Annotated in this window: 11 protein-coding genes; 6 read left to right on the plus strand and 5 right to left on the minus strand. The window is 38.6% G+C overall.

The features are described from left to right. Window positions 1-92: 92 nt before the first annotated feature. Window positions 93-1,280, minus strand: a complete 1,188-nt coding sequence (gene tuf, locus IGJ87_RS07690; RefSeq protein ID WP_002289463.1) for an elongation factor Tu — start codon at window positions 1,278-1,280, stop codon at window positions 93-95. 367 nt (window positions 1,281-1,647) lie between these two features. Here tuf and IGJ87_RS07695 point away from each other — a divergent pair, with 367 nt between their 5' ends. Continuing rightward, the gene (locus tag IGJ87_RS07695) at window positions 1,648-2,004 is read left to right on the plus strand and encodes a YxeA family protein (protein ID WP_002323408.1); all 357 of its coding nucleotides are present in this window, start codon (window positions 1,648-1,650) and stop codon (window positions 2,002-2,004) included. A 294-nt stretch (window positions 2,005-2,298) separates the two neighbouring features. Here the strand turns inward: IGJ87_RS07695 and IGJ87_RS07700 are convergent, their stop codons facing one another. Then, entirely contained in the window at window positions 2,299-3,303 is a 1,005-nt protein-coding gene (locus IGJ87_RS07700; protein ID WP_002294378.1) for a nucleoid-associated protein, read from the minus strand. Window positions 3,304-3,468: 165 nt separating this feature from the next. Between IGJ87_RS07700 and IGJ87_RS07705 the strand changes: the two genes are divergently transcribed. From IGJ87_RS07705 to IGJ87_RS07715, 3 genes are all read left to right on the plus strand, one after another. Continuing rightward, on the plus strand, window positions 3,469-4,320 hold the full coding sequence (locus IGJ87_RS07705) for an aldo/keto reductase (RefSeq protein WP_002319269.1): 852 nt from the start codon (window positions 3,469-3,471) through the stop codon (window positions 4,318-4,320). A 16-nt stretch (window positions 4,321-4,336) separates the two neighbouring features. Continuing rightward, window positions 4,337-4,582, plus strand: a complete 246-nt coding sequence (locus IGJ87_RS07710; protein WP_002289275.1) for a hypothetical protein — start codon at window positions 4,337-4,339, stop codon at window positions 4,580-4,582. A gap of 186 nt (window positions 4,583-4,768) precedes the next feature. Continuing rightward, window positions 4,769-5,473, plus strand: a complete 705-nt coding sequence (locus tag IGJ87_RS07715; RefSeq protein ID WP_002289272.1) for a hypothetical protein — start codon at window positions 4,769-4,771, stop codon at window positions 5,471-5,473. A 329-nt stretch (window positions 5,474-5,802) separates the two neighbouring features. On the opposite strand, the gene IGJ87_RS07720 is transcribed toward IGJ87_RS07715, so the two are convergent. Further along, window positions 5,803-8,244 carry a hydroxymethylglutaryl-CoA reductase, degradative gene (locus IGJ87_RS07720; protein WP_104770876.1) on the minus strand — a complete coding sequence of 814 codons (2,442 nt, stop codon included), beginning with the start codon at window positions 8,242-8,244 and terminating at the stop codon, window positions 5,803-5,805. A gap of 184 nt (window positions 8,245-8,428) precedes the next feature. Here IGJ87_RS07720 and IGJ87_RS07725 point away from each other — a divergent pair, with 184 nt between their 5' ends. Then, on the plus strand, window positions 8,429-9,583 hold the full coding sequence (locus IGJ87_RS07725; protein ID WP_002289270.1) for a hydroxymethylglutaryl-CoA synthase: 1,155 nt from the start codon (window positions 8,429-8,431) through the stop codon (window positions 9,581-9,583). Window positions 9,584-9,604: 21 nt separating this feature from the next. On the opposite strand, the gene IGJ87_RS07730 is transcribed toward IGJ87_RS07725, so the two are convergent. Further along, window positions 9,605-10,357: a class I SAM-dependent methyltransferase gene (locus IGJ87_RS07730; RefSeq protein ID WP_002289269.1), complete on the minus strand. Its 753-nt coding sequence runs from the start codon at window positions 10,355-10,357 to the stop codon at window positions 9,605-9,607. 363 nt (window positions 10,358-10,720) lie between these two features. Beyond that, window positions 10,721-13,387, minus strand: a complete 2,667-nt coding sequence (locus tag IGJ87_RS07735) for a cation-translocating P-type ATPase (RefSeq protein WP_002294372.1) — start codon at window positions 13,385-13,387, stop codon at window positions 10,721-10,723. A gap of 340 nt (window positions 13,388-13,727) precedes the next feature. Between IGJ87_RS07735 and cls the strand changes: the two genes are divergently transcribed. Next, on the plus strand, window positions 13,728-15,179 hold the full coding sequence (gene cls / locus IGJ87_RS07740) for a cardiolipin synthase (protein WP_002323261.1): 1,452 nt from the start codon (window positions 13,728-13,730) through the stop codon (window positions 15,177-15,179). Window positions 15,180-15,308 lie beyond the last annotated feature (129 nt).

Raw genomic sequence — 15,308 nt, forward strand, 5'->3', positions numbered from 1 at the left:
GAAGAACAAAGAGCGGTCCAAACAGAAATCCTGTTTGGACCGCTCTTTTATTTTAAACATTTTTCATTACCAAAATATTCGAGTCGCGTTTCTTATGCTTCGATCTCTGTAACGATACCTGAACCTACTGTCCGTCCGCCTTCACGAATTGAGAATGTCGTTCCGTTTTCAACAGCGATTGGATGGATCAAGTCAACATCAATCGTCACGTTGTCACCAGGCATGACCATTTCTGTATCTTCTGGCAATGTGATTGTTCCTGTAACATCAGTTGTGCGGAAGTAGAACTGTGGACGATAGTTGTTGAAGAATGGAGTATGACGTCCACCTTCTTCTTTTGTCAACACGTACACTTCTGCTTTGAATTTTGTATGTGGAGTAATGGAACCTGGTTTAGCAAGTACTTGTCCACGTTCGATATCGTCACGTTGGATCCCCCGTAACAACACGCCTACGTTATCCCCAGCTTCCCCGTAATCTAACGTTTTACGGAACATTTCTACACCTGTTACAACTGCTTTTTGTGTTTCAGGTTTGATCCCTACGATCTCTACCTCATCACCGACACGAACAGCACCACGATCAATACGACCTGAGGCAACAGTTCCTCGACCTGTAATTGAGAAGACGTCTTCCACTGGCAATAGTAATGGTTTATCTGTATCACGTTCTGGTGTTGGGATATATTCATCTACTGTATCCATCAATTCCATAATAGCAGCTTCAGCATCTGGATCGCCTTGCAATGCTTTTAATGCGGAACCTTTGATCACAGGAGTGTCATCGCCTGGGAAACCATATTCGCTCAATAACTCGCGAACTTCCATTTCTACCAAATCGATCAATTCTTCATCATCGACTAAATCAACTTTGTTCAAGAAAACAATCAGGTATTTTACACCAACTTGGCGTGACAATAAAATGTGTTCACGTGTTTGAGGCATCGGACCGTCAGTTGCAGAAACAACTAAGATTGCACCATCCATTTGTGCTGCCCCTGTAATCATGTTTTTCACATAGTCCGCGTGTCCTGGTGCATCAATATGCGCGTAGTGGCGTTTTTCTGTTTCATATTCTACGTGTGCGGTATTGATCGTAATCCCACGTTCACGTTCTTCTGGAGCTGCATCAATACTAGCATAGTCTTGAGGATTTGCTAGGCCTTTTTTGCCTAATACTGTAGTGATCGCAGCAGTTAAAGTAGTTTTCCCATGGTCAACGTGTCCAATCGTACCAATGTTAACGTGTGGTTTACTTCTGTCATAATGTTCTTTTGCCATAATTTACAAACCTCCTAAATAATATAGATCACTGAAAAATTTCAGCTCTCACCTTTTTATTATAGTCTTTTTTTGACTAAATCAAAAAGAATACGTCCGACTTACTTTTTGTAAGATTAGAACTAAGCTTATTATACGTCAATATTGGTCAAAGTCAACTAAGAGCACTCGCTTGTCTTATACGCGAAAAAAGTACCTTTTATAAATAAAAAAATGTGTTTTTTGAGAAAAACTTCAAGATAGTCCTTAACTTTCTTTTGAAGCAATAAGAACAAAATGAGGAAAAGTTTAAAATTCAGCTGTTGCCAACAACTTTCAATAGACGAAATCTTCTATTTCGTTAATAATAAGGAAAGAGGTGAAGTACATGAAAAAATTAATTGGCGTACTTGTCGTTTTAGGCATATTTCTCGGCGGAAGTTTTGCAGCTTATCATTATTTTTACGGCGGCGAAGCTTATTATACAAAAATCACGACGAATGGCGAAATGTCAGCTACCCAAGCAGATAGCGGAGAGAAATTCACGACTTATACCTACAAGCAAGCGGCTTATAATAAAGATGGTGAAAAAAAACAGGTGACGCTTCGCGAAGAAAGAGAACATCCATTAAAGATGAATGCGTATCTTAAACTCAAAGTCAATCCTCGTAAAGGTGTATTAAGCTGGGAAGAAATAAAGGCTTCTGAAGTGCCTAAAAATGCGGCAGAAAAAATCGATAATTAGTAAATGGTCTTAAAATTTTATTAGATAAAAAGAGGCTGGGACAGAAGCGTTTAACTCCAAGAAATAAGAAGAAATTCACGAAAATTGCTTTTCAAATTTTTGTGAATTTCAGCTTATTTCCGAAGGAGTTGCTTCTGCTTCCGCCATTTATACGTGTTTAGAGCGTGAGACAAAAGTGTTCTTTACTTTTGTCTCACGCTCTTTTTTTGTTATATTCGTCTTTTCCGATCCTTCTCTTGACACAATTCATTTAACTGATCACTGGTACTTGAACACCTAATGTTCTAGTCATTTTTATAAACGATTCAATACTTCATCCACATTTTTGATCATCACGGATATCGTACCATCCGGATTATTCACAAATTCAATCAAATCTGGGTTGCGATATACATCTACTGGTACGATCAGTTCGATCCCGTTTGATAGCTTGAATTTTTGTTTTCCAAATTTTTTCTCAGAAATTTCTTGTACTTCTTTTACAGGAGGTGCTTCTGGGACAAATCCTTGCTCTTGTACTTCTTCTTTAAAAGCCATTTTTGCCGTGATGTTTTCCTTGAAGACTTTTTCCGCAATCATCTCATGATCCAACCGACCTTTTTCTTCTATCGTATCATAGACAGCTTCTTTCAAATCAGCCATGATATCAAATTCTTCTGTCTCAAATTTTTTTCCAAGATGCTTGGCTACTTTTTGGATCACTTTTACATTTTCTTCTAAAGAAGGTGCAGGAACACTTTCGATCACTCTTCCAGAAAAATAAAGCTCTTTTTTGCCAGAAAACTCATATTTTTTTTCAATTAATTCGTAGGTCCAATCAGTCAAATTCACAGCGAATGCTTCATCTGCTTTTTGTGTTTTCGCCCCTAGAATTGCTCGATTCAAAATCAAGCGGTTGTCGATCCCTGCTTCGTCTGCTTCAACAAAGTGAGTGTAAGCCTCACGATAATTGACTTTCAATAAAGATAAGTACATCACTGTATCTAATTCATACAAAACAACAAATACATCTGCACTAGGTGCTTCTTCACTTTCTTGGTAGATATCGAACCACCGCTGAACGATTGCTTCACTTGCTTCCACAAAATTTTCTTGAGCGATTTTAAGTGATTCAACGATCATGCTTTCTTCTGCTAGTTGTCCAGTTTTTGTTTGAGCAGAAGAGATTTTTTGGATCTTCTTTTGAAGAAAATCACGAATATATTCTTTTGTCAGATCCAGCTCTTTTTGTGAAAAGACTGGAGAACCAGTTTCTCTGTCAATAATATGCAGAATTGCTTTTTTTAAATAGATATCCATTTTCTCATTCCCTTCTGTCTTAGTTTACGGAAAAAAAATCAAAAATACCAGAATCAAAATCATTTTCTTTTAAACAAAAATTTCAAGAGTAGAAACAAAATGGATTCTTTTTTTCGAAAAATGCGCTACACTTATAGTTGAACGAATAAAAAAGGAGCTGAAAGTATGAATTCATTAACAAGCACTTATCGTCTATCAAATGGTTACGAAATCCCGGTAGTAGGATTCGGCACATGGCAAACACCTGATGGGGATGTCGCTGTTTCCTCTGTTAAAGAAGCGCTGGCTGCAGGTTATCGCCATATCGATACTGCCCAAGGATACAAGAATGAAGAAAGTGTCGGCCAAGCGATTAAGGAAAGTGGAATTCCTAGAGAAGAGATATTCTTGACAACAAAATTATGGAATGCAAACCACAGCTATGAACTTGTGATGTCTTCTTTTGAAGAATCATTGAAGAAGCTCCAAACAGATTATTTAGATCTGTTTTTGATCCACTGGCCAAACCCTGTTGCTTTTCGTGATAATTGGGAACAAGCAAATGCAGATACATGGCGAGCATTTGAAGAACTGTATGAAGCAGGTAAAATAAAAGCAATCGGTGTGAGCAATTTCTTACCCCACCATCTAGATACACTAGCAAAAACAGCAAAAATTATGCCGATGGTCAATCAAGTTTTCCTTGCACCAGGCGAATTACAGCCAACTGTAGTTGAGTATGCAAAAAAACATGATATGATCCTCGAAGCATATAGTCCATTAGGCACTGGTAAAATCTTCGATGTGCCTGAAATGAAACAAATCGCTGAAGCACATGACAAGACGATTGCACAAGTTGCTTTGCGTTGGTCGCTGCAACACGAATTCCTTCCTCTTCCTAAGTCAGTGACACCAAGCAGAATCAAAGAAAATACTGAATTATTTGATTTTGAATTAACAGAAGAAGAAATGAAACAAATCGATCAGTTAGATGGTGTAGTCGGCAAAGCAAAAGACCCAGATACTACCCAATTTTAAGTCGAAAGGTGATTTTATGGATCCAATCGAACGCTTGAATTCTCTCTCGGAAGAAGTTACCCAGACTTTTCATTCCGATTTTGTCTTTTTGATCGATGCAGAGAAAATCCAACATTTTCCTGCAAGAAACTGGACACATGATCAAATCATCGAAGAACTGAAAAAACGGTTCGATCATTCGCTAATGGTCAAACCCTGGCACGAACATGAAGTCATTTATTCACCTGAACTACCTGTTTTTGCCTTGATACCGAAAAAATAGAAAGAATGGAACGGATTATGTATATATACATAATCCGTTCCATTTTTTATTTTTCTTTCAAAAAACGGGAAAATACGCAAATTTTTCTGTTGTAATTTGCGTATACGCAAGTTTTTTTGCATTACTCCTTTTCATTTGGTTGTTTTTTTCTTATAATCGAAAGGGTATGAGCGAAGGAGAGAACATATGAAGAAAAAACAGAAACAAAAATTATTAAATCAATTCCGTCCTTCATTGGATGGTGTAAGAGGACAATTATTCCGTTCTCTAGAAGAAGAAAGCTTGCGACGTTATGGTTTGCCGTTACAAGTCATGCTTGATCCCAAAAACCGTCAAATCTTAACGATCGGATTAGCTGGGAAAACAAATGAAGATACACGGATCAACGTGCCAATCGATGACAACTTCAATACTGTATTAAAGAGAATTCGTTCAGGAGAAAACGGGATTTTCGAACGATTCCGTGACAATCTTCTTATTGAAATCGTGTCTTACTGGAATGATCAACGATTGAAAAACGATGAACCAACTGCGCAAGCTGTTGCGACACCAGTTACAGAAGAAACAGTCAGTGTGCCAGAAGAAAAAACAGAAAAACCAAAAGCGGACACAACTGAAAATACACGCTCAACTGATACGAATGCCGCTTTAAGTTTTGCTGATTTTTCAAAAGCCGTTGCTGAGTATCCTAAATTTTACACAGAACAAAATGAACATGAAGTAGTTATTAATGAAAAAAATGCTGATGAACCTCGTAAATTAGCAACTATTTCTATGACTACTGAAAATGAGTTCGTTATCGAAAAAGCACTCGAACGGAAATACAAAGTCAAATTGACTTTGATTCCTTTGATCGAACAATTTGCAGCGACAGCGATTACTGATCGATAAAAATTCTATTTGTCATAAAAGGCTGGGATTTAAAATCCCAGCCTTTTTAGTCATATAATAATTTCTACAGCAAGTAAAAAGAAATTCCTTCTAACATCAGGCTCAAATATCAGCTTGACCTGTCCAACAAATCACCTATGATCCTACAATGTTAGGCGACTTCTCTTCTACCTGAAGATATCTTGGAGTTGCCTGATTTCTTAAGATGCCTAACCTTAACTATAAAAAATTCTAATAATAAACATATTTTCTGATAGAGAAAAAAGCAAGATCTGCAGTAAATAAAATAACTGTAAATCTTGCTTTATTCTTCTAAAGATATTGCTTTTTTATTTTTCCCGGATTTTTTCCAATATTTGTATAGCTGTCTGCTGGTTCATCTTTTCTGCTTCACGTAATTTTTTCGCAACTTGCTCGATTTCCTCACCAATAGCCCCAATTGAGATCGCTAATGAACGAGCTTGAAGTCCCATGTGGCCTTTTTGGATTCCTTCTGTAACTAATGCACGCAAAGCAGCCAGGTTTTGAGCTAACCCTACTGCAGCAATTACTTGTGCTAGTTCCTTGGCTGAATCAATATCTAACATAGCTAAAGATGCTTTTGCTTTTGGCAGGATATTGGAAGCTCCGCCTACTGTGGCAACAGCCAAAGGCACCGTTAGTTTTCCAACTAGTTTATCCCCTTTGATCTGCCAGTCTGTTAATCCTTGGTATAATCCATTTCTTGCCGCGTAGGCGTGGATCGAAGCGCTAACCGCACGTGTATCATTTCCTGTAGCTGCCACTACAGCTTCTATACCATTCATGATCCCTTTGTTGTGCGTTGCTGCACGGTAAGGGTCAAGCTTCGCATATTCCCCTGCCTGTTGGATTTTTTTGGCAATTTGTTCACCGATTTCTTTGTTTCTCCCCAAGCGTTCGAATGGGATTTCACAACAGGCAGAAGCCAATGATTCTGTAGCAAAATTACTTAAAATACTGAATAGAATCTCTTCTTCAGGGAACCACTCCCGTAACTTGTTTGCCACACTCTCAAGAATCGAGTTGATCATGTTAGCGCCCATTGCATCTTTTACATCCACTAAAAAATCAATAGATAAGTATGCATGGAAACTCCCCATGAATTCCCGAGTAGAGATATCTTGAACACCGCCCCCGCGTTTCACGATTGAAGGATAACTTTCATTTGCACAAAGAATCAGCTCTTCTTTTCGATGATTAACTGCATTGATCACTGCTTGATACTCCGATTTTCCTGATAGAACGATTTGCCCTCGCATCAGCCGCTGAGGTGTTTCTGCGCAGATATTTCCACAGATTTTTGCACCTTTACTTGCAGCTGCAATGACAGATGGTTCCTCTGTTGCCATCGGAATCCATTTTTTCTTGCCATTGATTTGAAAATTCTGCGCGATGCCCATTGGGATTTCCACTTCACTCACTTGGTTTTCGATCATGTGATCGGAGAGCTCTTCAGAAAGTGTTTGTTCCTGAAAAATCAACGCAGTTTCTTGTGTCAATACATTTTTTTCTATTAATTGACTGCGCCGTTCAGATGGCGTAAGCTGATAAAACTTTTTTTTTTGCACATCCTTATGTGTTTGCTCCATATTCGCTTCTAACAAGACTGCCAAGCCTAAACCTCCACCAATACATAATGAAGCAATACCGTATCTCTTCTGTTCACGAAGCAATCCGTAAGCTAATGTAGTCAAGATACGTGCACCGCTTGCACCAATTGGATGGCCTAATGCGATTGCTCCTCCATATATATTGACCTTTTCTTCATCTAACTGCAGTTCTTGGCTAACTACGATAGAAGAAGCTGCAAATGCTTCATTGATCTCAAAAAGATCGATTGTTGATAAATTCATTCCTGATCTATCTGTCAATTTTTGAATGGCTTTGATTGGAGCGATTCCCATGATACTTGGGTCAATACCGACCTCCGCTACTTCTTTGATGGTTGCTAAATAAGGCAGATTATTATTTTCTGCGTATTCTTTGGATGCAAGGATCACCACAGAGGCACCGTCATTCAACGGGGAAGCATTTCCTGCTGTTACAGTTCCTTCTTCTGAGAATACTGTACGTAACGTGCCCAGTTTTTCCAATGTACTATTTCCACGAACTGCTTCATCCTCAGATAACACGTCTTCATCAGAAATCTTGACTGGGATGATTTCCTCAGAAAATACACCGACTTCGACAGCATGTGCTGCTTTCAACTGGGACGACAAGGCATAGCGATCCTGCTCTTCTCTGCTCACAGAAAATTGTGTTGCAACCTTCTCTGCGGTTAATCCCATATGTGCATTTGAAAATGCGTCAGTCAATCCGTCGTTGACCATACTGGAAATTGGTTCACCATATTCATTTGTTTCTGACTGATACTGTTTCAGCATAGGTGATTGAGACATACTCTCTGTTCCGCCGGCTATCACAAGTTCTGCTTCACCTAATTGGATCAGCTGGCGTGCTAAGATCACTGCTTTCATACCAGATCCGCAAACTTCATTGATCGTCATTGCTGGGACATCTACAGGGAGACCGCTGTTCAAAGCAATCTGTCTGGCAACATTTTGACCATTACCAGCTTGCAGGACATTTCCAAATATTACTTGATCGATTTTATCTTTTTTCAGTTTTGTTTTATCTAATAATCCTTTAGTCACAAGTGTGCCTAATTCAACTGCAGTAAATGGACTTAAACTTCCGCGATACTTTCCTATCGGCGTTCTTGCAGCATCTATCATAACGACTTCTTTCAAGTAAGCCACCTCCTACAAAAATATACCATTCTTTGCTGTAAAAACAAATAGCTCTTGTTCCAGTTATTTTTTTCTAAGATTAAATTTTAACAATCCTTAAATATTCTCTTTTTTATATTTCTTTTAATCTTTTTATGATACCTTAGTAAAGTAAGTTTTTTATCATAAGTAAAGAGGTGTTGAAATGAAAATAGGGATTGATCGTCTTTCCTTTTTTATTCCTAATTTATATTTAGATATGACAGAGTTGGCAGAAAGCCGTGGGGATGATCCTGCAAAATACCATATAGGGATTGGTCAAGACCAAATGGCAGTCAATCGTGCAAATGAAGACATCATTACACTAGGAGCAAATGCTGCCAGCAAAATCGTAACAGAAAAAGACCGTGAGCTAATCGACATGGTCATCGTCGGAACAGAATCCGGGATTGATCATTCAAAAGCGAGTGCGGTAATTATCCACCATTTACTGAAAATCCAATCTTTTGCTCGTTCTTTTGAAGTAAAAGAGGCTTGCTACGGTGGCACCGCAGCTTTGCACATGGCGAAAGAATATGTCAAAAATCATCCAGAACGAAAAGTACTAGTCATAGCAAGTGATATTGCTCGTTACGGCTTGGCAAGCGGTGGTGAAGTGACGCAAGGTGTCGGTGCTGTTGCGATGATGATCACTCAAAACCCGCGTATTTTATCGATTGAAGACGACAGCGTATTTCTGACAGAAGATATCTATGATTTCTGGCGTCCAGATTATAGCGAATTTCCTGTTGTTGATGGTCCTTTATCTAATTCTACGTATATCGAATCATTCCAAAAAGTTTGGAATCGACATAAAGAATTGTCGGGTCGAGGACTCGAAGATTATCAGGCGATTGCTTTCCATATTCCGTATACTAAGATGGGAAAAAAGGCATTGCAAAGCGTATTAGACCAAACAGACGAAGAAAATCAGGAACGTCTTATGGCTCGCTATGAAGAAAGCATCCGTTACAGCCGACGAATCGGTAATCTTTACACTGGTTCATTATACCTGGGGCTAACTTCTCTACTGGAAAATTCGAAATCACTACAGCCAGGAGATCGCATCGGTCTATTCAGCTACGGTTCTGGTGCAGTAAGTGAATTTTTTACAGGTTATCTGGAAGAAAACTATCAAGAATATCTCTTCGCACAATCTCATCAAGAGATGCTAGATTCTCGAACACGGATCACTGTTGACGAATATGAAACGATTTTCAGTGAGACGCTTCCTGAACACGGAGAATGTGCAGAATATACTTCAGATGTACCTTTTTCGATTACAAAGATCGAAAATGATATTCGTTACTACAAAATATAATAAAATCATAAAAAGAACCCTTCACGAGTCGTGAAAGGTTCTTTTTTTATCTGCGGACCAAAGGAGCAGTCTATAGGTCAGCTTAGTCGTACTAAGGATTTCTCGTTTTTCACTGAATAGTTTGCGAATGTACCTGGTCACAACAGGATCTTTTGCGTACGCGTCATAGTATAGCTTCATCAATTCTTCAGTAATTGATTCCTGTGTAAAATAAGTAAAATCTTTTTTCTTCACTTTGAATCCTTCATCAATTAAGTATGTTTCAAATTGATCCATTACAACTGGCGATGTATTAGGATCTTCTTCTATCATTCCTAGTTGCTTTTCGATAGGATAAAAAACATCATCGATTGATTCCACTACCCTGATTATCACGCACCATTTGCTTGACTTTTTCATCAATTTTTCTAATTGAATAAGATGTACCAATGCTGGATTTGCTGCTGTAAAAACCATTTCATATGTCTCATTTGATTGGATAAATTCTTCTAACGACTGTTTGATAAAGGAAACATTTGGCAACTCATTTTTTTCTGCTTCTTTTTTTGCATTTTCTAGCATTCCTGAAGAAAAATCGATCAAATCATAGCGATTAATTTCTTTTGCTAAGGAAAGAAATCTGCCAGATCCTCCAGCAACGTCTGCTGCTGTTTCAGCAGGCAGGACTTTCTCCGTTTTCAGATAATTTTTTACATCTTCAGCAATAGTTACTTGCGATTCTTGCTGGATTTCATAATATTCTTCAGCAAATTCATCCCATTCTTTTTCATTCATTTGATTTCCTCTAATTTTTTGTTATATGTTTTCACTTTTCGGAATAAATTATTCTCCTCTTTTATCTATTCTATCTCTTTTGATGAATAATAAAATGATTGGCTTTCCGTCTATCATAAATAAAAAAAGGGACTGTGACCAAAGTCGTGTCAAAGTCCCTCTTTCCGAATAAACAGTGTCCAATCAGATGACCCTCAGTATTAGCTCAAAATGCTGATTTTACAACTTCTTCCTTAAACGGTGTTCTCCTGCCAACTCTTCGGTCACAAGTCACAATATTCAACAAACATGAGAAGCTGTTTGTTGAAATTGCACCTTGTGACTCAGAATTAAACGGCAGGCTCACAACCTCGTTGATTCGTTTTATTTATTTCCTTGTACTCGTACAATGATCAATTTAGTGATCTCCATCAAAACAATTGTCACAAGTGCGATTCCCATACATGTAAAGACTTCTGTCAATCCAAATGCTGATGGGATAGAGAAGACTTCTTTCAGTCCTGGGATCATTGTTAAGCAGTAAAGCGCGCTACATACAACTACAGCTAGTAAGACACTTCTGTTAGAGAAGAACCCTGCTTGGATAGCTGTTTGTGTGTTTGAACGTGCTGGGAATGTTTGCAATGTCCGACACCAAATCAATGTTGAAAATGACATGGCTACACCGAATTCAGGTGAATGCTGCATGCCAAGCCATTGAGCAAAGATAACAGCAATCCCAATCAGCACACCACGATACGTTACAGAAATCAATGTTTTGTCCGTAAAGATTCCTGAATTTGGATCTCTTGGCGGGCGGTTCATCGTAGCAGGTTCAGCTTTTTCTGTACCTAATGCAATTGCTGGCAGTGAATCATTGACTAAATTGATGAACAACAGTTGTAATGCTGTAAATGGATTGGACCAGTCAGCAACTAAGGCAAAGATGATCGCAATGATCGCACCTAAATTTCCTGCAAATAGATAAGAAATAGCTTTCTTGATATTATCAAACACATTACGTCCTACTTCTACTGCGCTGACAATAGAAGCAAAGTTATCATCCGTCAATACCATCGCTGCTGCATCTTTTGCCACATCTGTACCCGTTCCCATAGCAATTCCGATGTCTGCTTGTTTCAATGCTGGTGCGTCATTTACACCATCACCTGTCATAGCTGAGATATGACCTTTATTTTGCCAAGCACGAACGATACGAATTTTATTCTCAGGTGAAACACGTGCATAAACAGTGACTTTTTCTAAAACTTCGTTTAGTTGATCTTCTGTCAATTCATCTAGTTCCGTCCCGGTCAAAGCCAGGTTTCCTTCTTCAAAAATCCCGATTTGTTTTGCGATAGCAACAGCTGTTGTTTTGTGGTCACCAGTAATCATGATTGTTTTGATTCCTGCACTTCTTGCTTCTGTTACCGCCTGAGTCACTTCAGCACGTGGAGGATCGATCATAGCAAGCAAACCAACAAGGATCAAATCGTCTTCATCTTCAAATGATAAATCAAAATTATCAAGTGGACGGTAAGCAAAAGCTAGTACACGTAATGCGCGTGTTGAAAAAGCTTCATTTTGCTCTTGGAATTTTTTCATCAATTCATCCGTCATCGGAACGACTTCACCATTTAGCAATACTTTTTTACTGCGTTGGAAGACGATATCTGGTCCGCCTTTGACAAACAAGTAATTTTTGTTATCAATTGTGTGTCCAGTAGACATTAATTTTCGATCAGAATCGAAAGGAAGTTCTGCTTGTCTTGGGTAGTTGTTTCGGATTTCCTGATAAGGCTGGTTTAATTTTTCACTAAAGTCGATAAACGCTACTTCCGTAGGGTCGCCCAATTTAGTACCGTCTTCACTGATCGATGCATCATTCGCTAAAACACTGATTTCGATCAAGCGACGTTCGTCAGCTGTCCATTTTGAAGGGTCATTTGTGAAATCCCCAGTATCGCCATTACCTAAAAAGTAGTCAACAACTGTCATTTTGTTTTGTGTCAATGTACCAGTCTTATCTGTACAGATGATACTTGTCGAACCAAGTGTTTCAACTGCTGGAAGCTTCCGAATAATGGCATGACGTTTCGCCATTTTATTCGTTCCCAAAGATAACACGATTGTTACGATAGACTGTAATGCTTCTGGAATAGCAGCTACGGCTACGGCTACGGCAAACATCACTGCGCTGACGATATCTGCAGTCATATCTCCTGTACCTTCTCCAAGATAAATACGAAACAGTTGGATACCTAAAATCAATAAAGACAATGCCAAAATAGCCAGACTTAGTTTTTTACTGAATTTATCCAGACCTCGTTGTAACGGAGTGACTTGCTCAGTTGTTGATTCCAAAAGGCCAGCAACTTGTCCGATCTCCGTATTATTCCCAGTTGAAGTCACTAAGAATTTACCGCGTCCGTAAGTTACGATCGTTCCACTGAATACCATATTTGTACGATCTCCGATTGGTACCGTACTTGTGATATCCGTTACTTCTTTTTCTGCAGAAGTCGACTCTCCTGTCAGCATACCTTCATCTACTTTTAATGATCCCGCATCTAGTAAACGTCCATCAGCAGGTACATAATCGCCTGCGTCTAACAACACGATATCTCCTACCACAAGTTCGTTTGCCGGAATCGTTTTTTCCTTACCATCACGAATCACTCGAGCATCGGGCGCTGAAAGGTTTTTCAACGCTTCTAAAGAACCTTCTGCTTTTTTTGTTTGGACAACACTGATTATAGAATTCAACATCAATACTGCAAAAATAACTAAGAATTCGATGTAGTCACCCATGACCATCTGAATCAGTGCGACAATCAGCAATACGATAACCATTGCATCTTTGAAAGTTTCTAAGAACAATTTCCAAGTTGGCTTCTTCGGCTTTTCTTTTAGCTGGTTCAAGCCATCTCTTTCTAATTTTTCCTTCGCTTGCGTGGTGCTCAATCCATCGGTTGAGCTCTGCGTTTGCTGCATCAACGAGTCGATCGTTTCTTTATAGACCGCTTGTTGTGCTTGTTCCTTGTTTTCCAAATTTCATCCCCCATTTTTTGATCTTGGCCCTAGTCCTGTCTGAAAAAAAAGAGACCTAAGACAAATACGCATTTGTCTTAGGTCTCACCATTTCATACAATACCAGAAAACCATTTGGTTAACTTACTGTTGATATTATCGCAACAAACGTTGCCGGTTACTCCCCTAAGGAGATATTCAACTGTACTAATATCCTACCTTATTAACCTACAAAAAGCAACTACTTTAGCCCGATTTACCTACATTTTCATGAAAGGAGTGAAAAGTATATTCACCTTGGTAGGCTTCTTTCTTCTATCATGCTATACTAATGTTATTGTATGTAAGGAGGAACATTTTTGTGGTATCTAGTATTATAACCGCCCTTTATCTATTAAATGCACTTATTGCTTTGGTGGCTATTTTGATCAAACCCCGAGATGTAGCAGCCATTTGGGCATGGCTCTTAGTATTGTTTGCCCTTCCTGGGGTGGGCTTTGTATTATATTTATTTTTCGGACGTGGATTAACGGATAAGAAAAAATTCTATCTCCGACAAAGTGACTTGAAAGAATTAGAAAACTTTCAGTCTTTTAGAGGAGATAACATTGAACATTACGATCCTGACATGGGCGATAAAGACAAACAGCAATTTGTTGACTTCTTCTCTTCATTAAATCGTATGCCGCTGACAAGAATGAATTCTGTCACTCTTCTCACAGACGGACAAGAGAAATTGGATTCACTGCTTCAAGATCTAAAAAAAGCCAAACATTCGATCCATATCGAATATTACGCATTTGTGACAGATAATATCGGCCAGCAAGTCTTACATGTTTTAGAAGAAAAAGCCGCAGAAGGCGTGGAAGTTCGAATATTATATGATGCATTTGGCTCTCATGGCACAAAAGCAAAAGATTTCAATCGTCTAATCAAAAATGGTGGACATGTCCATACATTTGTTACCTCACAAAAGGCATTACTTCGTTTCCGATTGAATTACCATGATCACCGAAAAATCGTTGTGATCGATGGAAAGATTAGTTATACCGGTGGTTTCAATATTGCCAATCAATATGTAAATACAACAAAAAAATTCGGCTATTGGCGCGATACGCATATACGGATTTTCGGTGCCGCTTCTTCTTTGCTCCAGCTTCGCTTCTTAACAGACTGGAACGTCTCGGTACCTGAAGAAAAAAAGGTCGGCTATCATTTGAATTATTTCTTTAAAAAAGCAGATCGAGATGAATCTAAGCTTGCTGATACATCCATCCAGCTTGTTTCAAGCGGACCGAATAACGAAAGGGAACAAATCAAGCTTTCATTTATCAAATTGATTACTTCTGCTAAAAAACGTGTTTGGATACAGACACCTTACCTTGTTCCTGATGAAAGTGTCATTGCTGCTTTAAAAATCGCAACTGCCTCTGGTGTAGATGTGAAAATCATGATTCCCAACAAACCGGATCATCCTTTTATTTATCGAGCAACACAATATTATGCTCGGCAGCTGATCAAGGAAAATGTACAAATCCTTGTCTATGAGAACGGCTTCCTCCATGCAAAAACATTGATAATGGATGATGAAATCTGCATGGTAGGTTCAGCAAATCAAGATATTCGTAGCTACCGATTGAATTTTGAAACAAGTGCTGTCATTTACGATCCTGAGTTTTTAGAAGAACTTGCTACTCAGTTCAAAGAAGATGAGACACATTGTTCATCCATGACAACTGAAACAGTCAAGGAAATGTCTAACTGGCTATTATTCAAGCAACAAATTTCTCGATTATTTTCTCCAATCCTATAATTTTTTTATTCAAGTAGAGAAAAATATACTAAGATTAAAGGGACTGTGACAAAAATCTTGTCACAGTCCCTTCTTCCGAACAAACGGTGTTCTCCTGCCAACTCCTCGGTCACAAGTCACAATATTCAA

It is taken from the genome of Enterococcus sp. DIV1411a (genome assembly GCF_050531945.1).
GTDB lineage: Bacteria > Bacillota > Bacilli > Lactobacillales > Enterococcaceae > Enterococcus_B > Enterococcus_B faecium.